Consider the following 20,693-nt stretch of genomic DNA (forward strand, 5'->3'; position numbering starts at 1 on the left):
GTGGCATCCTTGCTTACGCCGTAAGTAAGGAAATGTACTTGGACATATTTAGTATAAGTATGATTATTGTTTTAATTGCCTTAACTGCATTTTTCGTTGCATCAGAGTTTGCAATTGTAAAAGTAAGAAGTTCACACATCGAATCGTTGATTACAGAAGGAAATAAACAGGCAAAAGCTGTGAAGGCTGTTATTACGAACTTAGATGAATATTTAGCAGCTTGTCAATTAGGAATTACGGTAACTGCGCTCGCACTTGGCTGGCTAGGTGAACCGGTAGCAGAACGTATGTTACAACCAATTTTTATGAGATTGGAATGGCCTTCTTCAATTGTTCTAATATTATCTATGTTTCTTGCGTTTATGATGATTACATTTCTTCACGTCGTGATTGGTGAGCTAGCACCAAAAGCCGTTGCGATTCAAAAAGCAGAGCGTATTAGTTTATTTATTGCGAAACCGCTCATTGTTTTCTACCATATAGCGTACCCATTTATTTTGATATTAAATAAATCGGCACGCTTTGTTGTAAAATTACTTGGTTTGCAAATTGTGAAAGAACACGGGATGGTTCATTCAGAAGAGGAATTACGAATACTCGTTTCAGAAAGTTATAAAAACGGTGAAATTAATCAATCTGAGTACAAATATGTAAATAAAATTTTTGAATTTGATAATCGAATTGCAAAAGAAATTATGGTGCCTCGTACAGAAATTGTGACCTTAGAAAAAGATCAATCTTTGCATAGCATGATGAAAATAATGTCAAAGGAACAATATACAAGATATCCTGTTATTGATGGTGATAAAGATCATATAATTGGATTTATTAATTTTAAAGATATTTTCACTGATTTTACTATGAACCATGGGGATAAGGAAAAGTGTGCACATCATTATGTACGTCCTATTATTCAGGTCATTGAGTCTATTGCTATTCATGATTTGCTCCTCAAAATGCAACGTGAGCACACACCGATGGCAATATTAGTAGATGAATATGGTGGTACATCTGGGCTTGTGACAATTGAAGATATTATAGAGGAGATTGTTGGTGACATAAGGGATGAATTTGATGTTGACGAAAGGCCAGAAATTGAACATATTAGTGATACAAAGGTGCTTTTAGAAGGGAAAGTTCTACTTTATGAAGTCAATGAGTTATTACAGTTGTCTATTTATGGTGAAGATGTTGATACAATCAGCGGATGGATTTTAACAGAGTACCAAGAAATAGAGGAGGGAGACTTCATTCAAGTAGCAGATTATAAATTTCATATTATAGAACGAGATGGTCACTATATAAAGAAGATTGAAGTGAGCAAACAAAGGGCTCCCCTGAAAACTACAATAATAGAGGATACCGTTTCACTACAAGAACAAGTAAGTTCGTAAACTCTGCTGTGCAAGTAGAGTTTTTTTGTAATTGCTTTTGAATTTATCTTGCTTCAAAATTTGAGGGAGGCAAAGAGGTTTTGATGGAGATTAACAGTTAATAAAAGCCCGCTGCGTTGATTACAATAAAGTTTTATTTTATAAATTACATAAGTGAAAGTGGTCTTCATTATGATAGAAAATTCTTTTTATTACCTAGAGAGATAAAAATGGTTTATTATTATACTGAAAAACTAAGTGAAAATAAAAACATGTACGCCACATAATGGGGCGTACATGTTTATCATTTCATTTCTTTCTGATAAATTTCATCTTCGACATAAATCTTCGCTTTATCGACAGCAGTGCTATGAGCGAGCACGAGACCAATAGAAGTATTGGTACCTTTGTTTTGGACAATCGTAAAGGGAACATTTTTTTCGTTTGCTAATTTAATGTACTTTGATAAAAATGAATATGTGATACTTCCATTTAAGTAGAGAGTTAAAGATTGAGAAGGGGTCATGCTTTCTTTTACTTCTTTATATACACTCTCTTGCATGACTTGACCTATCGTTAAGGCAATTTCAACACGTTCACGCAACGTGCTTAAAAACATATTTCTTTCTTCGGGTTTATTTTGTTTTTGACCATGAATGCCTTCTTGAAGATAATCTTCTACATTTTTATTTGCCATATTTACCACACCTTCCTCTCTTCAATTGTACGAAAGAAATAGCTCAGATGCAAAATTGTATAGCGTTATGTTAGTATAAACATTTTATCAACAATAATTAACAAAATGTGACAAAAAATTATTAACGAAAGGAGAATTTTGTGTTAATATTCAAAATATATAAGTGTTTGTCGTATGGATATGGGGGAAATGGGGGTGTTTCCAATCGCTAAAGATATAAAAGAGATGTTTTGTACATACTTACAGCAGAATAGTCAACAATTTGTGAAAGAATGGAAAAATAAAGTTATCATTTCAGATCAGGATCCATTCAAAGAAGAAATTATAAATAATGGTGAAAAATTATTATTTTTAATGATATCGCTTATCCGTGAGGAACAGAACATGGAGAACCTTCAAATGATGTGTGAAAAAATTGCAATTGAACGCGCAGGTGCAGAGGCAAACATAGGGGATTTCGTTTATAATGCGAACGTAGGGAGAAACGCTTTGTTTGAAGCACTTTGTGAATTGGATGTAAAGGCTAGTGAATTAAAGCCTATTATGGATAGAATGCATACATACTTTGACCACTTAATTTATTATACTGTTTTAAAATATTCGGAGATTATCTCAAAAAACTTAGAAGAGAAAAAACAATACATACATGAAACACATAAAGAAAGATTGAGCATTTTAGGACAAATGTCAGCGAGCTTTGTTCACGAATTTCGTAATCCATTAACATCAATTATGGGATTTGTTAAGTTGTTAAAAGATGAGCATCCTCATCTTTCTTATTTAGATATTATTTCGCATGAATTGGATCAATTAAACTTTCGTATTTCACAGTTTTTACTCGTTTCTAAAAAGGAAATGTGGAATGAGGCTGAGCAGTTTTGGCTAAACGACTTATTTCATGACATCATTCAGTTCTTATATCCGAGTTTGGTGAACGCCAATGTTTCAATTGAAAAAAATTTACCATATCCAGTATCGCTTGTTGGGTATCGTAGTGAAGTGAGACAAGTATTTTTAAATATTTTAATGAACTCAATCGATGCACTTGAAGATGTAAGAGAGAACCGGAAGATTGGTATTGAAGTAATAGAGGAAAATGAGATTATCCATGTGAAAATTCGTAACAATGGTCCGATGATTCCAAAGGCGAGTATTGCAACGATATTTGAGCCGTTTGTGACGACAAAGAAGTTGGGGACAGGAATTGGTCTATTTGTATGTAAACAAATAGTTGAAAAACATAACGGTACAATTACATGTGAGTCTTATAGTGAATGGACAGAGTTTCATATTACATTTCAAAGAAAAAATGAAAAAGAAAAGTCTACACAATAATAAAATGTGTAGACTTTTTTAATTTGTTAAGAAAATGGCTTCAAGATTAGGAGATTTCTTTTGGTGACCGATGAGAGCAATGATATATAGTTTATTCTCCATAATTTCAGTTTCTGGTATTGAAAGGATGGAATTTTTTAAACCGGTTAGATAAACTTCAATATTTGCGACACCTGGGCTTACTTGTACATAGTCAGTAGCTTCCTGAAAAGAAACTTTTTCAAATAATGATTCACCATCTTTTAAGAAAACATCAACAGCAGGAGTATCAGGAGATAGATGTATAAATCGTAATTTTGCTTTTCCAGATGGGAGCGGTGTACTGTCTAAAATTGGTACTGTTTGCACTTTTGTCTCAGATCCTGTTACGGCAAATGTATAAGCGTGATTTCCCATTATGGGGACAAGTGTAGAAAAAATAGGTTGTTCTGTTTCTGCTGGAGCAATATCAAGACGGTATTGTCCTTGTCCGAAAGAAAGATATGGGCTACATTGTTTGAAAGAAAGGTTTTTAATCATTTTTTTTCCATTGATCATAATATCGATGCGTGGTAGGTCAGATGACGAGTGAAATACACGTAAATAAGTTGGTTGTGTAGCTTGGCTCATAGCCGATGGTGATATCCGATTTTTCTCGTAAGTATGAACAACTTGCTGGATCGCTTCTACATGTTTTGCGTATACATACATATACATTTGAGGATTTGTATATTTGTAGTAGCAAGCTAGCTGCTCGTAGATGGAAGCTTGCTGTGCATATTTTTCTAATTCATTCACATATAACCCTCCTTTTCCTCTCTCTACAACTATATGCATGTACAAAAAGAAGTTATGCAAAAAAACAACATAAGCCTGTACTTATAACAAAATGGGTTATTTTTTCATTTATAGGCGAATGCATATACAAAGTGACAGTTGTCCGACATATTTTGTCATTGTAAAGGAATTACAAATGGTCTATGTAGGGAGTGAACATGCTATGTGGGGATATGGATATCCAAGTTATGATTGCGGATACGAAGGGTATGGTGGTGGCTGCGGTTTTGGACATGGTTTTGCGTTACTTGTTGTATTGTTTATTTTATTAATTATTATTGGAGCGACTTGGGTGCGCTGCTAACAATGGAAAGAGCGTCATGTAAAACCGATTAATAGAGTATTAATCGGTTATTTCTTTTGTCAAAATTTGTTTAAAAGTATCAGTAAGAAAGTCTCGAATGAAGCAGGGAAATGGCGGGCAGTTCGTCGAAGTTTACATACTGTTGGCATCTATGATTACATACAATGTAGTTGATTTTGTAGTGATTTGGAGAGGTAGGTGGGGGAAGATTACGAGCGTTTGTTTTTGTGTGATGTGTATATGAAGTAATGCAAGGTGTGTTTGAAATATCGAGTTATGTTCTTTATGGGCCTTATATTTATATTTTTCGATTTTTTAATTCACTGCCTCGGCAGCGGGTTCTTTTTTTGCGAAAGAAACGTCGATTTTCTTCATATATATATACAAATTGAAGAAATGGGGGAGCGCTATGCGCGATTACTTAATTAAACCACTTGTTGGTCAGCCGTATCCGATGATTTCTCATGGAAAAGGTGTGTATTTGTATGATCAAAATGGAAATAAATATTTTGATGGTTCGTCAGGGGCGATTACGGCAAGTATCGGACATGGCGTAAAGGAAATTGCAGATGCGATTCAAAAGCAAGCGGGGGAAATCGCTTTTGTGTATCGTTCGCAGTTTACGAGTGAACCAGCTGAGAAACTAGCAAAAAAGTTAAGTGAGTTAAGTGCTGGTGATTTAAATTGGAGTTTTTTTGTAAATAGTGGTACAGAAGCAAATGAAACAGCTATGAAAATCGCAATCCAACATTTTCAGGAGCGCGGCATTCATGGAAAACATAAAATTTTGTCGAGATGGATGAGTTATCACGGTATCACGATGGGGGCATTGTCGATGTCTGGACACCCATTACGTAGACAACGGTTCGTTTCGATTTTAGAAGATTATCCAACGCTTCCAGCGCCGTACTGTTTCCGTTGTCCTGTTCAAAAAATGTATCCGACATGTCAAATGGCATGTGCAACGGAGCTTGAACGTGCAGTAGAACGAATTGGTGCAGAGCATATTGCTGCATTTATTGCGGAGCCAATCATTGGAGCGGCTGGTGGAGCGATTGTGCCACCAAAAGAATATTATAAGGTGATTAAAGAGATATGTAATCATTATGATATTTTGTTTATTGCAGATGAAGTGATGACAGGGCTTGGACGAACTGGAGCATGGTTTGCGATGGATCATTGGGGTGTAGAGCCGGATATTATGACACTTGGAAAAGGACTCGGTGCAGGTTATACACCGATGGCAGCAACTGTTGTGAGCGACCGTGTCATGGATCCGATTTTACGAGGTTCTCGTTCTGTTATGAGTGGGCATACGCTCAGTGCAAATCCACTTTCAGCAGCGACCGCTTTAGCGGTGATTGAATATATGGAAAAACATAATCTTCCAGAGCAAACAGCTGAAAAAGGAGATTATTTAATTTCAGAATTACAGAAAATTCAGCAAGAAGCTACGATTATTGCAGATGTGCGCGGGAAAGGCCTCTTAGTTGGCATTGAATTGCAACCGTTTACAAAGGCGTCTGAATTAATTTCAGTAGCTGCGAAAAATGGTCTTCTCTTATACCAAGCTGTATCGGGGCAAGCAGGAAAGGAAGATAGCGCACTATTAGTAGCACCACCTCTGACAGCTACATATGCAGAGCTTGATGAGTTACTTTCGATTTTTGCAAAAAGTGTAGAGGAAATGATGAAAAAAGGAGGGCATAGTATCGCATGACGACTGTTACAAATACATTTGGGAAGATAAAAGAAATCGAAGATGTGATGCCATTTTTTCATAATGATATGACATTAATGTTCGGAGGGTTTGGGGGGATTGGTTCTCCTCCCTCTTTAATTGATGCGATTGTAGAGAAAGGTTTTTCCCGTTTAAATTTAATTGGGAATGACACTGGATTTCCTGATGTCGGAATCGGAAGACTCGTGACAAATGAACGTGTGAAATCATTAGTTACGTCCCATATTGGTTCAAATCAAAATGCAGGAAGGCAACTAAATGAAGGTAGACTACAAATTGAATTTTCACCACAAGGAACGTTAGCGGAGCGTATTCGTGCTGGTGGCGTAGGACTTGGTGGTGTGCTTGTTGATGTTGGAGTGGACACAATTGTTGAAGAAGGAAAACGAACGATGGAAATGAACGGAAAGACGTATTTAATAGAAACAGCATTAACAGCGGAAGTTTCCATTGTATTTGCGAAAAAAGCGGACCCGTTTGGAAATTTAGTTTTTGATAAAAGCGCTCGTAATATGAATCCGCACGTTGCGATGGCTGGTGATATTACGATTGTAGAGGCGGAAGAGATTGTGCCTCTTGGTGCATTAGATCCAGAAGAAATTGTTGTTCCTGGTGTATATGTCGATTATATTGTGCCGTCAAAAGGAGTGAGCTGGAAATGGGTATGGGAGTAGACGTTCGAAATAAAATTGCAAAGCGCGCAGCAAAAGAAATTAAAAATGGGATGATTGTGAATTTAGGTATAGGTATTCCATCGCTCGTTCCAAATCATTTACCACACGATATGAATGTGATGTTTCATGCAGAGAACGGCATTGTTGGTATGGGAGCGACGCCAGCGAAAGGAGAAGAAGACGAAAACTTGTGTAATGCGGCAGGCTTGCCGACATCTATTATTGCTGGTGCGAGTTATTTTGATAGTTGCACGGCGTTTGGGATTATTCGAAAAGGATTGTTAGATGTAACGATTCTTGGTTCACTGCAAGTTAGTGCGCAAGGTGATTTAGCGAACTGGATTGTTCCAGGAAAGCGAGTTCCAGGTATTGGCGGGGCGATGGATCTTGCGCAAAAAGCAAAGCGCGTTGTTGTTGTGATGAATCACGTTGATAAATATGGAAATGCAAAGATTGTTTCTGAGTGTACATTACCGCTGACATCGAAAAAGTGCGTAGATGTTATTATTACAGATATGGCAGTTATGGAAGTTACGGATGATGGGCTAATATTAAAAGAGTTGATGAGTCCTTATACAATAGAAGATGTTACAGCAAATACAGGTGCACCTTTTCAAATAGGTTCAGATTTACTAGTGATTGAATGAGGGGAGCTGCAAAATATGGATAAGTTAAAGAAGCAAGTATGTGATTATATTGAAAACCATGAAGAAGAAAGTATAAAACTATTAACGAGATTAATTCAAGAAAAGAGTGTGTCGGGGTACGAAAGCGGAGCCCAGGCGATTGTGATTGAGAAGCTTCGCGAATTAGGAGTAGATCTTGATATTTGGGAGCCTTCTTACACAAAAATGAAAGAACATCCATATTTTGTATCACCGCGTACTAATTTTTCTGATAGCCCAAATGTAGTGGCGACGTTAAAAGGAAGTGGCGGCGGAAAGTCAATGGTGCTAAATGGGCATATTGATGTTGTTCCAGAAGGTGATGTCAATCAGTGGGAGAATCATCCGTATAGTGGTCAGAAAATTAAGAACCGTGTATACGGAAGAGGGACAACGGATATGAAAGGCGGAAACGTCGCATTAATGTTGGCGATGGAAGCCATCGTCAAATCTGGTATTACATTAAAAGGAGATATTTATTTTCAAAGTGTAATAGAGGAAGAGAGCGGGGGAGCTGGTACGCTTGCTGCAATTTTACGGGGGTATACAGGTGATGGAGTAATTATCCCAGAGCCAACGAATATGAAGTTTTTCCCGAAGCAACAAGGTTCGATGTGGTTTCGCTTACTTGTAAAAGGAAAAGCTGCCCATGGTGGAACTCGTTATGAAGGGGTTAGTGCGATTGAGAAAAGTATGCTTGTTATTGAACATGTGAAAAAATTAGAGACAAAGAGAAATGAGCGTATTACAGACCCGTTATATAGCGGAATTCCAATTCCAGTTCCGATTAATATTGGGAAAATTGAAGGTGGAAGCTGGCCAAGTTCTGTACCAGATGAATTAATTTTAGAAGGAAGATGCGGAGTTGCGCCGAATGAAACTATAGAGGCGGTAAAAGAAGAGTTTATTGTTTGGATGGAGGAACTTTCAAAAATAGACCCGTGGTTTGAAGAAAATCCAGTACAAGTGGAATGGTTTGGAGCAAGATGGGTCCCTGGTGAACTTGATGAAAACCATGAATTAATGATGAAGCTAAAAGATAATTTTTTTGAAATTGAAGGCGAATCACCAATTGTTGAAGCATCACCTTGGGGAACGGATGGGGGATTATTTACACAAATTGCAAACGTACCAACGATTGTATTTGGACCAGGTGAAACGAAAGTGGCTCATTATCCAAATGAATATATTGAAATTGACAAAATGATTGCCGCAGCAAAAATTATTGCATGTACATTACTAGATTGGTGTGAGGTGGAAGAATGAAATACTATGAAACATTTGTAGAAAAAACGAGCGACTATACGATGGAAGGCGCGCTAGATTATTTTAACAAGCGTATTCGAGTTGATCACTATACGGGAAATGTAGCACATCTCGTCAATACAATTGAAAAATTAGCAGAGAAGCATTCTTTCACGAAGTTGATTATAAAAGGAAAAGGAGAGCATGTTTCGGCATGGCTCTCTTTTGGCTTTTCGCTAGAAGCAACGATGCCCGGTTATTTTCAAGGGCATGATGCGTATTTCTTCGTGAAGTATACAAGTGATGAACGAAGAAATAGTATGAGATGGGTAGAGGAAGACACGATTATTACAGATGTACAAAAGAAGGAAGTAAAGGAAAAGGAAATTCCAAAGGAGTTCACTTTGCGAATAGCGACAGAGGAAGACGCAGAAGAGCTTGCGGATGTATTTGGAAAAGTGTTTGAAATTTATCCAACGCCGTTAAATGAAAGTGACTATGTTCGTAAAACAATGGAAGAAGATACGATTTATTACGTATACGAAACAGGAGGACGTATTGTAAGCACAGCTTCAGCAGAGATGAATCTTTGTGAACGGAATGCAGAACTCACAAACTGTGCAACGCTTCCAGAGTATAGAAAGCATGGTTTTATGAAAAGTTTATTACGAAAGCTGGAAGAGGAGTTAAAGGATCGATCTATTTTCTGTTCGTATACGATTGCCCGCTCGCTTTCCTTTGGAATGAATGCAGCATTTCACCAGCTTGGATATACGTATACAGGAAGACTAGCAAATAATTGCTATATTTTCGATAAGTTAGAAGATATGAATATATGGGTGAAAGATTTATCAACTGGAAAATAGATACATTTAAACAGACGGCTTCTTTTAGAGTGGGAATGCGTAGCATATAATTTTTTCTATATGTTATGGAGGATGTGAACAAAGTTTTGAAGCCCTGCCATGTATTGTAGTGGTTGGGGCTTTTCTTTCTATAGAGATATAGTGAAGTTTCACTTTATATAAAAAAGAGTTCTTTTTCAAAAAAAATAAAAATAAGATTTATCCCGCATTAACGGGCTGTAAGACTCCCACCTCAAAACTTAGAGGATTCAGAGAAGTTTAGGTGGGAGATTAACAGTCCGTAAAAGCCCGATTGGTCGGGCTGACACTCAGTGGGGGATGAAGAAAACCCTACTGAGTGAAGTTTCACTTTATAGAACGCCATATAATAACGAATCATCGGAATGAGTGCCGAAAAACCGGCGGGTATTTTGCTGGATTTTCGGCGAGAGGGGGAGATGAGAGTGCTGGCTGTTTCTACACCAGAAGTAATTGAAGCAATTTTAGGAAGTATCGATGAAGCGATTCACGCAGTTGATGAAAATGGTGTAACAATTTTTTATAACGCTGCTGCGGCAAAGCATGACGGATCAAAGATAGAACATGTATTAGGTAAACATTTACTGGAGGCGTTTCCTTCTCTATCGAGGGAAACAAGTACATTGCTGGGCGTTTTAAACAAGAAAAAACCAATTATACATCAAGTGCAGCGCTATCAAAATTTAAATGGAGAAGATGTTTGTACGGTAAATACAACATTACCAATTTTTATTGATGGAAAGATTGCCGGTGCTGTTGAAATCGCAAAAGATTATTCAACGATCCAGCGGTTAACAGATACAATTGTTGATTTGCAATCAAAAATGAAGCGTTCAACGCGAAAAAAAGTAACAAAGAAGCACGTTGCGTTTAATACAATTGTAACGAATGATTCTCGTTTTAAGCAAACGAAGGAATTGGCGCAAAAAGTGGCACCAACAGATGCAAATGTGTTGATTTATGGGGAAACAGGAACAGGGAAAGAATTGTTTGTGCAAGCCATTCATGAGGCATCGAGGCGGAAAAACAAGCCGTTTATTGCACAGAACTGTGCTGCACTTCCAGAATCTTTATTAGAAAGTTTATTGTTTGGTACGACAAAAGGAAGTTATACGGGTGCAATTGAGCGAGCTGGCTTATTTGAACTTGCAGATGGAGGGACATTATTTTTAGATGAATTAAATTCAATGCCCCTTGATCTGCAAGCGAAAATGCTCCGCGTATTAGAAGATGGGGTCATTCGTCGCATTGGTGATAGTAAAACGAGAAAAGTAGATGTTCGTGTTATTACTGCGATGAATCAACCACCGGATGTATGTTTACAAGAGCAAAAAATTCGTACAGACTTATATTATCGATTAAATGTATTCTCGTTATATATTCCACCGCTTCGTGAACGAAGAGAGGATATATTACTACTTGCTCCTTACTTTTTAAAAGATTATAACAAGGAATATGGAAAGAATGTGCTTGGAATTGACGAAGAAATGAAGGAGCGGTTATTACAATATCATTGGCCTGGAAATGTTAGAGAGTTGAAACATACAATTGAGCATGCAGTGATTGTAGCGGAAGGTGAGCTGTTGACAACGTCTTATTTACCAAGAACATTTCGGAAAGAACCTCCAGTAGATAAACAAAAGCCAATGTTACCACTTCGGCAAGCATTGAAAGAAACAGAGAAAGAATTAATTCAGCGGGCTATGAAAGAAACAGATGGGAATGTCATGCAAGCTGCAAAATTGTTAGGTATACCACGCCAAACATTACAGTATAAGTTAACGAAAGAAAAGCATGTATAATTAACAGAGGAAAACCGCCAATTATTCGGCGGTTTTTCTCTGTTTGCACGAATAAAAGGGCGCTTACATATATAAAAAGTAATGAAATATGTAGCTTAAAACGTTTTCTTTACAAATCTGCTGATTTCATAATTTTAAATTTTCTGTTTATATAATAGGGTATATCTCGCTTTTAAGAAAGAATTACTACTATTTTATTAAAAGTGGCACGCTTTTTGCTTTATAAAAAGTGAGCGTTAAAAAAGGGGGAATAGTAATGTTACATGATGTATATAAACCAGAGAGAAATTGGAAAGATATCGATTTGTGGAAAGATGTACCGGAAGAGAAGTGGAATGATTGGGTTTGGCAATTAACAAATACAATTAAAACGTTAGATGAACTAAAACAAGTCATCAACTTAACACCAGAAGAAGAAGAAGGTGTGAAAATTTCAACGAAAACAATTCCGCTAAACATTACACCATACTATGCATCATTAATGAACCCAGATGACCCACGCTGTCCAATTCGTATGCAGTCTGTACCAATTTCTGAAGAATTGCATAAAACAAGATATGATTTAGAAGATCCGCTCCATGAAGATGAAGATTCACCAGTTCCAGGATTAACACATCGTTACCCAGACCGCGTTTTATTTTTAGTAACAAACCAATGTTCTATGTATTGTCGCTATTGTACACGTCGTCGTTTTAGTGGACAAATTGGAATGGGTGTACCGAAGAAACAATTAGACGCAGCGATTGCTTATATTCGGGATACGCCAGAAGTGCGTGATGTGTTAATTTCAGGTGGTGACGGTCTTCTAATTAATGATAATATTTTAGAGTATGTTTTAAAGAATTTACGTGCGATTCCGCATGTGGAAATTATTCGAATTGGTACGAGAGCGCCAGTCGTATTCCCACAGCGCATTACAGAGAACTTATGTAACATTTTGAAAAAGTATCATCCAATTTGGTTAAATACGCATTTTAATACATCTATTGAAATTACAGAAGAATCGAAACAAGCTTGTGAGATGCTTGCAAATGCGGGTGTACCAGTGGGGAACCAGGCAGTTATTTTAGCAGGTATTAACGACAGTGTACCAATCATGAAAAAACTAATGCACGATTTAGTAAAAATTCGTGTACGCCCTTATTACATTTATCAATGTGATTTATCAGAAGGAATTGGCCATTTCCGTGCGCCTGTTTCAAAAGGTCTTGAGATTATTGAAGGACTGCGCGGCCATACATCTGGCTATGCAGTACCGACGTTTGTAGTTGATGCACCGGGCGGAGGCGGAAAAATTGCTCTTCAGCCAAACTATTTAATTTCACAAAGTGCGGATAAAGTTGTGCTTCGTAACTTTGAAGGGGTAATTACAACATATCCAGAGCCAGAAAATTATGTAGCAGGAAGAGCGGATGGTTACTTTAAAGAGATTTATCCAACGTATGAAGAAAAAGGATCTGATGTCGGCATCTCCGCACTATTAAGTGATAAGAAGTTCAACCTTGTTCCAGATGGCCTAAAGCGAATCAATCGCCGTAAAGATTATGAAGTAAATGAAACACACGCATCGTTAAAAGATAAACGTGAAAAACGTGATGAACTAAAAGAGAAAAAATATCAAGCACAACTTGAAAAAATGGAAGAAACGAAGGCTGAGGATGATGCAGTATGAGATGTATGTGGTGTGATGAAGAAACGGCAAAAGAAGCTGTAAATACTGTATATTGGGAATTGCCAGATGGCACAAAAGCGATTGAAATTACAGAAGCACCATGTATTTCATGCACTGAGTGTGGTATTGATTATCAACCGGATCATATTGTAAAAGAAATTGAAGATCAGCTATTTTTAATTTATACAAAAGATTTGCCAAAGCAAGTAACATATACAGAGTTAATGGAGCGTCCCCGCCTATTAAAGCGAAATTATTTTGATTTTTAACCAGCATATTTGCTGGTTTTTTTCTTTTTACCCTTGTATAATGTACCCAAGTTAGAAAGGCAGGGAATACAATTGAAAAAGTCATTTTATCATTATATGATGAAACACCGGGCAGCTCTTGTGAGTAATGAAATCTCACAACTTGCAGAAGCGATGTATGATGATCTTAGCTTCCCTAAGCAATCAGAAGAATATGAAGAAATTAGCTCCTATTTAGAGCTAAGTGGAATGCTAGAAAGTATGTCTACCTTTGATGAAGCTTGGGATTTGTATTTACAAGACGCATAAAATGAAAGTTTTATAGCATGGTCAAAAAACACACCGCTAAAGCGGTGTGTTTTTTATTATGTATCTTAAAAAAATTTTTGATTATACGCACATGTGATAAGCGTTTTCTCAATAGGAGCATATACTGTTAAAAAATCACGACGTTAGAAGGAGAGATACACATGGCGAGAAAGAAACAACCTAAATATAATATAGGAGATATAGTCGTGATTACGCTATATGGTACTGTAGGGAAAATTACAAATATGAGAATATTAGATGGTAACTACGTATACGAAGTGAACAATCACGACGGTTTTTATGTAGAAAATACATTGCAGCTTGTGACAGAGAAAGAAGCAGACAATGGTGAAAAAGAGTGGATTGAACTTTGTTATAAATTTACTTTTGGTGATCTTGTTCAAGTAACTGGGTATGACAAAGATGTTTTTCGTATAGTTGGCTATCGAACAGAGGTATGGCGTTATAAAAATGATGCGTGGGAAGATACAATTTATGAGTTATCAAGAATTACAGATGGTGAATGGTTAGAGGCAGATGAATCGGATTTGCGGCTTATTGCAAATGCACAAACTGCAAATATGATTTTAAAAAAAATGAAACAAGATAAAGCGGGAATGAATAAGTTAGACTTAAGTAAGTTAAAATCCATTAACAGTTCAAAAAAGGTGAGTGTGAAAACAAACCGAAAAGAAATTATTGATGGATTGTTAGATATATACAATGACTACCGAACATTGTATGAAATATTTGACGATCAAGAGTATAAAATTGTTATGGATGTTGTGCGGAATTATTTAACAAAATTGTCTGAGAAGAAATGATTAAAAAGAGAGAAGAAACTTTACTAAAATGTAAATTGTATAAGGTATGCCTACAATTGTTAAAAACGTGACTAGTATAGAGATAATAGAGTCCGCCCATGCATCGTCATGTGTAAGTTCCTCTTCAAATTGTGCCATCTCATATTTTTGCTCCATTAATAATTCCTCCTTTGTAAGGCTTGTACTATAGCGTATGCACAAGCTTTTGTGTATATAACTATGTAGTGCGAAAAAATGTTTTTATAATCGTATACATATTTTCTTTAATTCCTCATAAAACAGAATTAAAGGGGTGATGCTCATGAAGGAAATAGAAGTCGTGATTGATACGGAAGAAATTGCGGAGTTTTTTTATGAGCAATTAATTGTAAGAGGGTATGTACCAAAGCGAGAAGAAGTGGAAGATCTTGCGGATATTACATTTGATTACTTATTAGAAAAGTGCATGATTGACGAAGTATTTGAAGAAGATGATGATTAGAAGTAGCGACGGGACAACTCGTCGTTTTTACAGGTTTGTAGGTTATATTTACAAAAATGTTATAAACATATAATGCTTTTCTTGGTATAATGAAGAGGAATACATTTAAAGAGGTGAAGGGATGTTTAAAAAAATTATTAAATCTTTACTAGGAAGTGGACATAAGTATCGTTCTTACTCTAGTAGTGATTACCGCCATCGTGGTCGTCATCGTTCTTACTCTAGTAGTGATTATCATAGACGTCGTCCTTCTCATGGTCATGGACACCATCATTATAAAAGAAAATATAAGAGCCGTAGTTTCTTCTCAAGTAGTTGATGAAGTGGAGAAGAGTACTTGCCTTCTTTGATAGACCTCTCCGCGTTCATACAGTTGTGATGCAACGTTATGAAATTGAACGTATTATCGGAATGGGCAGCTATGGGTTTACATACGTTGTAAGAGACTTGCTTTCTGGAAAGAAGCAAGTCTTAAAGCAATTAAGGAAAAGTAAGCAAAGGTCTCAGTCAGGGCGAAAATCTTTTTCTTATGAAAAAGAGATGTTAGAGAAGCTTGCACATCCCGCAATACCAAGCTTATTTCATAGCTTTACTTGGAAAAATCAATTCTTTTTTGTGATGGAGTATATGCAAGGGAAAACGTTTGAAGATTTAATCTTTTTTGAGGGAAAGGTATATACAGAGCAGGACGTGTTTGAAATCCTTCATAAGATTCTTGAAGTCGTTTCCTATTTTCATAAAAAAGGAATTGTCCATCGTGATTTGCGAATTCCTAATATTTTAATGAATAATAATGAAATTTTTATTATTGATTTTGGTTTAGCGCGATTTGTTGGTGAAAGTGATGAACGGGCACATTCCTATAAAGATGAGCAAGCATATATGCGTGAAGTTCATTTTCGAAGTGATTTTTATGCACTTGGTCACTTTGTGCTATTTTTATTATATTCAGGTTATGAGGCCTCACAAGTGGAAGAGAGGCCGTGGTATGAAGAACTAGCCATTAGTCATGCAGGTTGTGAAATCATTATGCGGATGTTACAAATGAAAGAGCCGTATTATGAAAATGTACAAGCTGTTATACATGATGTACAACATATATTGGAAGGGATGAGGAAACCATGTTCCAAAAGTTTTTAGCGAGTGTAGGGATTGGTAGTGCGAAAGTAGATACGGTACTTGCGAAAGATGAATATGTTGCAGGAGAAGAAATTACAGGTGTTGTTCATATTACAGGCGGATCTGTTGAGCAAGAAATTGATAGTATTTATTTAACGTTATCTACATCATATGTACGAGAAGTAGACGATAAAAAAGTAAGTACAACATATGATTTAGAACGTGTACGATTAACGGATCCAATTACAATTGGTGAAAATGAAAAGCGTGAAATTTCATTTTCATTTTCACTTCCATATGAAACGCCAGTTACATTAGGAAGAAAAACAGTGTGGGTTCAAACAGGTCTTGATATTAAACGTAGCATTGATCCAAGTGATCGCGACTATGTTCAAATCTTGCCAAATGCACTTTTAAATAGTGTATTACAAGCAGTAGACCAATTAGGATTCCGCTTGCGTCAATTTGAATGTGAAGAGTTACCGCATCGTTTGCGTAGTCGTATTCCATTTGGACAAGAGTTTGAATTTGTACCTGTTTCTGGTCAATATTACGGAAAATTAGATGAACTAGAATTGTTAATTACAGCGAGTTCACCAGAGCGCCTTGATATTGTGATGGAAGTAGACAGAAAGGCACGCGGGTTGGCAGGTTTATTTGCTGAAGCACTAGACCTAGATGAAAAGTTAATTCGTTTTAGTGTGACATCAGCGGACATTCCAGTAATGGTACAAAAAATTAACAATTACATTTCAAAATAATCATGCATAAAAAAGAAGTGGAGAGGGATACTAAGACGACCCCCTCCATTTTTTTTGTATTGTGAGGTTATGCATGTGAAACAGTATCGATACTTATATATGTTAGGCGGTACGTTATTCGTTTGCTTTATCTTATTATCAACTACTTATGACACAATTTATATTGAAACATTCGATTATCTTGTGAGCAGTTATATACAAAGTTTTCGGCACCCATATTTGACATCGTATTTTTTATGGATGTCCTATATCGGTTCAAAAAAAGTGTACTTTCCGTTACTTATAATAGGGGTTATGTACATGTGTATTCGAAAGCGATTTATGAGTGCTCTATTGCTTGTTGCAAACTTGTATGGATCTCGTTACGTTAATAGTATGTTAAAACTATGGTATGAACGGACACGCCCAGATGTATCGCCATTAATTACAGTAACCGGTTATAGTTTTCCGAGTGGTCATGCGATGAACGCCGTAGCATTTTTAGGATTTATTGCGTATATGACCATCACAGAGCACCGAATTGCTTTGCATAAAAAAGTTTTAATTATCGTTACAACGTCTTTTGTTATTTTCTCAATTTCACTTAGTCGTATATATCTTGGTGTTCATTATCCATCAGATGTTGTAGCGGGATGGGCTGCAGGTGGAAGTTGGCTCGTGTTATGTATTATTTTTCATAAAGTGTTTGTAAAAAAAGAACCTACGACAGCATAGGTTCTTTTTTTGATGGCTCCACATGAATGTGAGTATGCATAATATGAAATTTTTCTCTTAGCATCTCTTCGATTTCATCTGTTATGCGATGACTTGTATCTACTTTCATATGCGCATCTACTTCAATTGTAATATCGACGTACGTATGAGACCCATACATGCGAGCGCGAATATCAACAATCTGTTCTACGCCTGCAATAAGCTTTACGGATTGGGCATATTCTTCTATTTTTTCGGGATCAATACCATCTGTTAACATGTGTGATGCTTCTTTAAAAATATCCCATGCCGTTTTACAAATGATACATCCTACAAGAAAGGCAACGATAGGATCGATAATTGGCATATGAAATTGCGCAGCAAAAATACCAATTACTGTTCCAATGCTCACGAGAGCGTCTGATAAATTATCTTTTGCCGCAGCTGCAAGTGCCTTACTTTTTGTTCGTTTTGCTAAGTTGCGATTATATATATACACCCCATACATCACAATCGCACAAAATAAAGAAACCCAAGCGGCTAATAAGTTCGGTGCAACTTGCTCTGGATTAAATAGCGATTGCCCGGAACTGATGATGACTTCTAAGCCAACGGTTGCCATAATGAAAGATGCGATTAACGAAGCAATTTGCTCAGCGCGTGAATGGCCATATGGGTGATCGGGATCACGTGGTTTCCGAGAAATTTTCAACCCGATTAAAACAGCTAGTGAAGCGCCAATATCTGTCAAGTTATTTAATCCATCTGCACGGAGGGCGCTAGATAGGGCAATATATCCGATCGTAAGTTTTAGAGTGGATAAAAATATGTAGGTAATGATGCTAAGAACTGCCCCTTTATCCGCCTCTTGAGAAGAAAGTGAATTCATGATTATCACTCACCTTTCTATCAGGAATTTCTTTCTATATATAGCGTAACAAACGAAAGTCGGGTGGGTCTACACAAACATTGTTGACGTTTTTTAGCTTTTTAAGAGCAGGATAACAAAGTTTACTGAAGGAAAAATATGTTGGAAAGTGCAAGTAATAGCAATGTTTCGTGCAAGAGATAAGTATAAAAAAAGCTGTTTAGAAAAAATTTCTTTCTAAACAGCTTTTACTATTTTAGTATTCGCTTAAAAACTCTGTAACTTGCTCTTCTGTTTTTGCGTTTGCGCTATGTAAGTGACCAATTTTTTCACCATTTTTGTAAACAAGTAAACTTGGAATACCCATTACTTGATACTCTTCAGCAATCGCCGGGAACTCATCTTTATTGATAGAGTACCACTCGAACTTATTGAACTCTTCCATTACATCTTCAATAAAGTTGTCCATACGTACGCAGTCTGGGCACCATGTTGTATAAAACTTTACTACCACTGGATTTTCGCTTGCGATGATTTCCTTGAATTCCTTGTCAGTCTTGATTTGTTTCATGTTTTTATCTCCTCTCATTTTCATGCGGATTTGCTAGTATTTTTATGCAAAATCCGCATTTGCAAACATTTTGCAAACATTAGCTTTTTTGAAATAGGTTGTTTGCAAAATCTTCGACTGCTTTTTCTTGTAGGCCTGGTACAACATGTGAGTAGGTGTCTAATGTGATACCTACTCTTTTATGTCCTAATCGTTCACTTACAATCTTCGGGTGAATACCTTGCTTTAACATTAGTGTTGCATGGGTATGCCTTAAATCGTGGAATCGAATATCAGGAACCCCACTTTTCTTTATAAGCTTTTTCCAGAGCTGTGTCAAACTTCTGAAATTGCAGGGGTTGCCATTAACAGTTGGACACACCAAATCGTAATCATTATATGTGCTTCCATAGCGTGCTTTTTCTTCTTTAATTCGTTCTTGTTGCTCTTTAAGGGCCTGCATTGTGATTTCTGGAATTACAATTAAACGTTTACCTGAAGAGGTCTTAGGTTCATGAAATTCCTTTGTAATATGGGAGAGAGAACGATTAATAGAAAGTGTATTTCTTTCAAAGTCGATGTCTTTCCACTGTAATCCTAAGATTTCACCTTTACGCATGCCACAAGTTATAGCAAGTAGATAAGCTACATAATAACGACTATCTTTAGCGGCTTCTAAAAAACATAAAACATTTTCTTGAGACCAAGTGTTTACTGTCTTTTCTATACCTTTTGGTGGACTGACAACATCAGCAACATTCTTTTTTACAATTTCATGCCTCAGTGCATAAGTTAGGGCAGTGCGAATGATTTGATGTATATTTCGTATTGTAACAGGTTTCATAATTTCAGATAAATCATTATAAAATTTTTCAAGGTCGATACCTTTTAACTTTTGCATTGGAATGTTACCCAGTTTTGGTATAATATGATTATTGATGTGTTTTTTATAGTTGTAGTACGTGGTTTCTCTAAGATTTATCTTTCGAGCTTCGAGATATTGAATAAAGAATTCACGTACTCTCATTTTTGTCGGCTCGATATACGAGCCTTCTTCTATTTCTACGATTCTTTTAGCCATATCGGCTTGTGCTTCTTTTTTTGTTTTATATCCTGAAAACCATTTTTGTCTTCTTTTTCCGGTCTCTGGATCAGGACCTATATCTATAATTATTGACCACTTTGAACCTCTTTTTCGAATATGTCCTTTCAATTCAAACACTTCCTTCATCATTTAATATAAATTCTGTTAAGAAGCCTAGTTGTGAGTTAGCTGTTATGGAAACTACATTTTGGACATATCAGCGACGATTATATTTTACCATATATAAACATTGTTAGTGATAGGATATGTTTGTCATTACTTGTTAGAAAATAGAAGAATAGGATAAAATATTAATAGATTTACAAATTAATATGAAAGGGGAATGTATGATGATAGAGTTCACAAAAGACCCAGGTGGTCATAAAATCTCGGATCCAGGCACTCATAAGGTATCTGATCCGGGTGGAATGAAAGTAGAAAACAAACCAGGTGGTGGCGGTTGGGATAATGCAAAATAATAACCTGGAATAGGGGTAAAATAAAAGAGCCATTTGGCTCTTTTCACTTTGTTGAAAAAAGATTTTGTC

The 20,693-nt window shown here is 36.5% G+C and carries 24 protein-coding genes and 1 pseudogene; 19 read left to right on the forward strand and 6 right to left on the reverse strand.

What is annotated here, in order from left to right:
* Positions 1-38: 38 nt before the first annotated feature.
* Positions 39-1,394, forward strand: a complete 1,356-nt coding sequence (locus tag BAMA_RS16605) for a hemolysin family protein (protein WP_235184468.1) — start codon at positions 39-41, stop codon at positions 1,392-1,394.
* 283 nt (positions 1,395-1,677) lie between these two features.
* Here the strand turns inward: BAMA_RS16605 and BAMA_RS16610 are convergent, their stop codons facing one another.
* Positions 1,678-2,070 (reverse strand): YueI family protein, encoded by a 393-nt coding sequence (locus BAMA_RS16610; protein ID WP_034641312.1) that lies wholly within the window; start codon positions 2,068-2,070, stop codon positions 1,678-1,680.
* A 174-nt stretch (positions 2,071-2,244) separates the two neighbouring features.
* Here BAMA_RS16610 and BAMA_RS16615 point away from each other — a divergent pair, with 174 nt between their 5' ends.
* Positions 2,245-3,405: a BA2291 family sporulation histidine kinase gene (locus tag BAMA_RS16615; RefSeq protein ID WP_084158031.1), complete on the forward strand. Its 1,161-nt coding sequence runs from the start codon at positions 2,245-2,247 to the stop codon at positions 3,403-3,405.
* A gap of 18 nt (positions 3,406-3,423) precedes the next feature.
* Here BAMA_RS16615 and BAMA_RS16620 read toward each other — a convergent pair whose 3' ends face one another.
* Positions 3,424-4,182, reverse strand: a complete 759-nt coding sequence (locus BAMA_RS16620; RefSeq protein ID WP_034641315.1) for a DUF4397 domain-containing protein — start codon at positions 4,180-4,182, stop codon at positions 3,424-3,426.
* Positions 4,183-4,447: 265 nt separating this feature from the next.
* Between BAMA_RS16620 and BAMA_RS25645 the strand changes: the two are divergent.
* The 11 genes and pseudogenes from BAMA_RS25645 to BAMA_RS16675 form a co-directional block, all read left to right on the forward strand.
* Positions 4,448-4,525: pseudogene (locus BAMA_RS25645) on the forward strand (YjcZ family sporulation protein); the annotation flags it as partial.
* A 409-nt stretch (positions 4,526-4,934) separates the two neighbouring features.
* On the forward strand, positions 4,935-6,245 hold the full coding sequence (locus BAMA_RS16630; RefSeq protein WP_034641316.1) for an aspartate aminotransferase family protein: 1,311 nt from the start codon (positions 4,935-4,937) through the stop codon (positions 6,243-6,245).
* The gene (locus BAMA_RS16635; protein ID WP_034641317.1) at positions 6,242-6,940 is read left to right on the forward strand and encodes a 3-oxoacid CoA-transferase subunit A; all 699 of its coding nucleotides are present in this window, start codon (positions 6,242-6,244) and stop codon (positions 6,938-6,940) included. The genes BAMA_RS16630 and BAMA_RS16635 overlap by 4 nt, the downstream gene beginning before the upstream one ends.
* Entirely contained in the window at positions 6,925-7,587 is a 663-nt protein-coding gene (locus tag BAMA_RS16640) for a 3-oxoacid CoA-transferase subunit B (RefSeq protein ID WP_034641318.1), read from the forward strand. The genes BAMA_RS16635 and BAMA_RS16640 overlap by 16 nt, the downstream gene beginning before the upstream one ends.
* A gap of 15 nt (positions 7,588-7,602) precedes the next feature.
* Entirely contained in the window at positions 7,603-8,871 is a 1,269-nt protein-coding gene (locus BAMA_RS16645; RefSeq protein ID WP_034641319.1) for a peptidase, read from the forward strand.
* Complete coding sequence (gene ablB, locus BAMA_RS16650; protein ID WP_034641321.1) at positions 8,868-9,716, forward strand: putative beta-lysine N-acetyltransferase; 849 nt, start codon at positions 8,868-8,870, stop codon at positions 9,714-9,716. Before BAMA_RS16645 ends, ablB begins: the two co-directional genes overlap by 4 nt.
* Positions 9,717-10,153: 437 nt before the next feature.
* A complete protein-coding gene (locus tag BAMA_RS16655) occupies positions 10,154-11,536 on the forward strand; it encodes a sigma-54 interaction domain-containing protein (RefSeq protein ID WP_157406028.1) in 1,383 nt (460 codons plus the stop codon).
* 256 nt (positions 11,537-11,792) lie between these two features.
* Positions 11,793-13,208, forward strand: coding sequence for a lysine 2,3-aminomutase (kamA, locus tag BAMA_RS16660; protein ID WP_034641323.1), 1,416 nt, complete (start codon positions 11,793-11,795; stop codon positions 13,206-13,208).
* Positions 13,205-13,477: a YokU family protein gene (locus BAMA_RS16665; protein WP_034641324.1), complete on the forward strand. Its 273-nt coding sequence runs from the start codon at positions 13,205-13,207 to the stop codon at positions 13,475-13,477. Before kamA ends, BAMA_RS16665 begins: the two co-directional genes overlap by 4 nt.
* 72 nt (positions 13,478-13,549) lie before the next feature.
* Entirely contained in the window at positions 13,550-13,765 is a 216-nt protein-coding gene (locus BAMA_RS16670; RefSeq protein WP_034641326.1) for a YozE family protein, read from the forward strand.
* Between the two features lie 161 nt (positions 13,766-13,926).
* The gene (locus BAMA_RS16675; protein WP_034641329.1) at positions 13,927-14,589 is read left to right on the forward strand and encodes a hypothetical protein; all 663 of its coding nucleotides are present in this window, start codon (positions 13,927-13,929) and stop codon (positions 14,587-14,589) included.
* Here BAMA_RS16675 and BAMA_RS24105 read toward each other — a convergent pair whose 3' ends face one another.
* Positions 14,590-14,745, reverse strand: a complete 156-nt coding sequence (locus BAMA_RS24105; protein ID WP_084158032.1) for a DUF3930 family protein — start codon at positions 14,743-14,745, stop codon at positions 14,590-14,592.
* 145 nt (positions 14,746-14,890) lie between these two features.
* On the opposite strand from BAMA_RS24105, the gene BAMA_RS16680 reads away from it, so the two are divergent.
* From BAMA_RS16680 to BAMA_RS16695, 5 genes are all read left to right on the forward strand, one after another.
* Positions 14,891-15,070, forward strand: a complete 180-nt coding sequence (locus BAMA_RS16680; RefSeq protein WP_034641332.1) for a YozD family protein — start codon at positions 14,891-14,893, stop codon at positions 15,068-15,070.
* A 121-nt stretch (positions 15,071-15,191) separates the two neighbouring features.
* Positions 15,192-15,389 carry a hypothetical protein gene (locus BAMA_RS24110; RefSeq protein ID WP_084158033.1) on the forward strand — a complete coding sequence of 66 codons (198 nt, stop codon included), beginning with the start codon at positions 15,192-15,194 and terminating at the stop codon, positions 15,387-15,389.
* Entirely contained in the window at positions 15,389-16,210 is an 822-nt protein-coding gene (locus tag BAMA_RS16685; protein ID WP_034641335.1) for a serine/threonine protein kinase, read from the forward strand. The genes BAMA_RS24110 and BAMA_RS16685 overlap by 1 nt, the downstream gene beginning before the upstream one ends.
* A complete protein-coding gene (locus tag BAMA_RS16690; protein ID WP_034641336.1) occupies positions 16,192-16,950 on the forward strand; it encodes a sporulation protein in 759 nt (252 codons plus the stop codon). Before BAMA_RS16685 ends, BAMA_RS16690 begins: the two co-directional genes overlap by 19 nt.
* 75 nt (positions 16,951-17,025) lie before the next feature.
* Positions 17,026-17,664: a phosphatase PAP2 family protein gene (locus tag BAMA_RS16695; RefSeq protein ID WP_034641365.1), complete on the forward strand. Its 639-nt coding sequence runs from the start codon at positions 17,026-17,028 to the stop codon at positions 17,662-17,664.
* Here BAMA_RS16695 and BAMA_RS16700 read toward each other — a convergent pair.
* The 3 genes from BAMA_RS16700 to BAMA_RS16710 all read right to left on the reverse strand — a co-directional run bounded on the left by BAMA_RS16700 (position 17,651) and on the right by BAMA_RS16710 (position 20,274).
* On the reverse strand, positions 17,651-18,532 hold the full coding sequence (locus BAMA_RS16700) for a cation diffusion facilitator family transporter (RefSeq protein WP_034641338.1): 882 nt from the start codon (positions 18,530-18,532) through the stop codon (positions 17,651-17,653). The genes BAMA_RS16695 and BAMA_RS16700 overlap by 14 nt on opposite strands.
* 235 nt (positions 18,533-18,767) lie before the next feature.
* The gene (locus BAMA_RS16705) at positions 18,768-19,082 is read right to left on the reverse strand and encodes a thioredoxin family protein (protein ID WP_034641339.1); all 315 of its coding nucleotides are present in this window, start codon (positions 19,080-19,082) and stop codon (positions 18,768-18,770) included.
* A gap of 79 nt (positions 19,083-19,161) precedes the next feature.
* On the reverse strand, positions 19,162-20,274 hold the full coding sequence (locus BAMA_RS16710) for a site-specific integrase (protein WP_034641341.1): 1,113 nt from the start codon (positions 20,272-20,274) through the stop codon (positions 19,162-19,164).
* 221 nt (positions 20,275-20,495) lie between these two features.
* On the opposite strand from BAMA_RS16710, the gene BAMA_RS25425 reads away from it, so the two are divergent.
* Positions 20,496-20,624, forward strand: a complete 129-nt coding sequence (locus BAMA_RS25425) for a hypothetical protein (RefSeq protein WP_265182747.1) — start codon at positions 20,496-20,498, stop codon at positions 20,622-20,624.
* Positions 20,625-20,693: the final 69 nt, after the last annotated feature.

Origin of the sequence: Bacillus manliponensis, assembly GCF_000712595.1 — a bacterium.
Lineage (GTDB): Bacteria > Bacillota > Bacilli > Bacillales > Bacillaceae_G > Bacillus_A > Bacillus_A manliponensis.

Coding starts and splice junctions, on each gene's coding strand:
- BAMA_RS16610 (WP_034641312.1), bottom strand. CDS start 2,070: ATGGCAAATAAAAATGTAGAAGATTATCTTCAAGAAGGCATTCATGGT.
- BAMA_RS16615 (WP_084158031.1), top strand. CDS start 2,245: ATGGATATGGGGGAAATGGGGGTGTTTCCAATCGCTAAAGATATAAAA.
- BAMA_RS16630 (WP_034641316.1), top strand. CDS start 4,935: ATGCGCGATTACTTAATTAAACCACTTGTTGGTCAGCCGTATCCGATG.
- BAMA_RS16635 (WP_034641317.1), top strand. CDS start 6,242: ATGACGACTGTTACAAATACATTTGGGAAGATAAAAGAAATCGAAGAT.
- BAMA_RS16640 (WP_034641318.1), top strand. CDS start 6,925: ATGGGTATGGGAGTAGACGTTCGAAATAAAATTGCAAAGCGCGCAGCA.
- BAMA_RS16645 (WP_034641319.1), top strand. CDS start 7,603: ATGGATAAGTTAAAGAAGCAAGTATGTGATTATATTGAAAACCATGAA.
- ablB (WP_034641321.1), top strand. CDS start 8,868: ATGAAATACTATGAAACATTTGTAGAAAAAACGAGCGACTATACGATG.
- BAMA_RS16655 (WP_157406028.1), top strand. CDS start 10,154: ATGAGAGTGCTGGCTGTTTCTACACCAGAAGTAATTGAAGCAATTTTA.
- kamA (WP_034641323.1), top strand. CDS start 11,793: ATGTTACATGATGTATATAAACCAGAGAGAAATTGGAAAGATATCGAT.
- BAMA_RS16665 (WP_034641324.1), top strand. CDS start 13,205: ATGAGATGTATGTGGTGTGATGAAGAAACGGCAAAAGAAGCTGTAAAT.
- BAMA_RS16675 (WP_034641329.1), top strand. CDS start 13,927: ATGGCGAGAAAGAAACAACCTAAATATAATATAGGAGATATAGTCGTG.
- BAMA_RS24105 (WP_084158032.1), bottom strand. CDS start 14,745: ATGGAGCAAAAATATGAGATGGCACAATTTGAAGAGGAACTTACACAT.
- BAMA_RS16680 (WP_034641332.1), top strand. CDS start 14,891: ATGAAGGAAATAGAAGTCGTGATTGATACGGAAGAAATTGCGGAGTTT.
- BAMA_RS24110 (WP_084158033.1), top strand. CDS start 15,192: ATGTTTAAAAAAATTATTAAATCTTTACTAGGAAGTGGACATAAGTAT.
- BAMA_RS16685 (WP_034641335.1), top strand. CDS start 15,389: ATGAAGTGGAGAAGAGTACTTGCCTTCTTTGATAGACCTCTCCGCGTT.
- BAMA_RS16690 (WP_034641336.1), top strand. CDS start 16,192: ATGTTCCAAAAGTTTTTAGCGAGTGTAGGGATTGGTAGTGCGAAAGTA.
- BAMA_RS16700 (WP_034641338.1), bottom strand. CDS start 18,532: ATGAATTCACTTTCTTCTCAAGAGGCGGATAAAGGGGCAGTTCTTAGC.
- BAMA_RS16705 (WP_034641339.1), bottom strand. CDS start 19,082: ATGAAACAAATCAAGACTGACAAGGAATTCAAGGAAATCATCGCAAGC.
- BAMA_RS25425 (WP_265182747.1), top strand. CDS start 20,496: ATGATAGAGTTCACAAAAGACCCAGGTGGTCATAAAATCTCGGATCCA.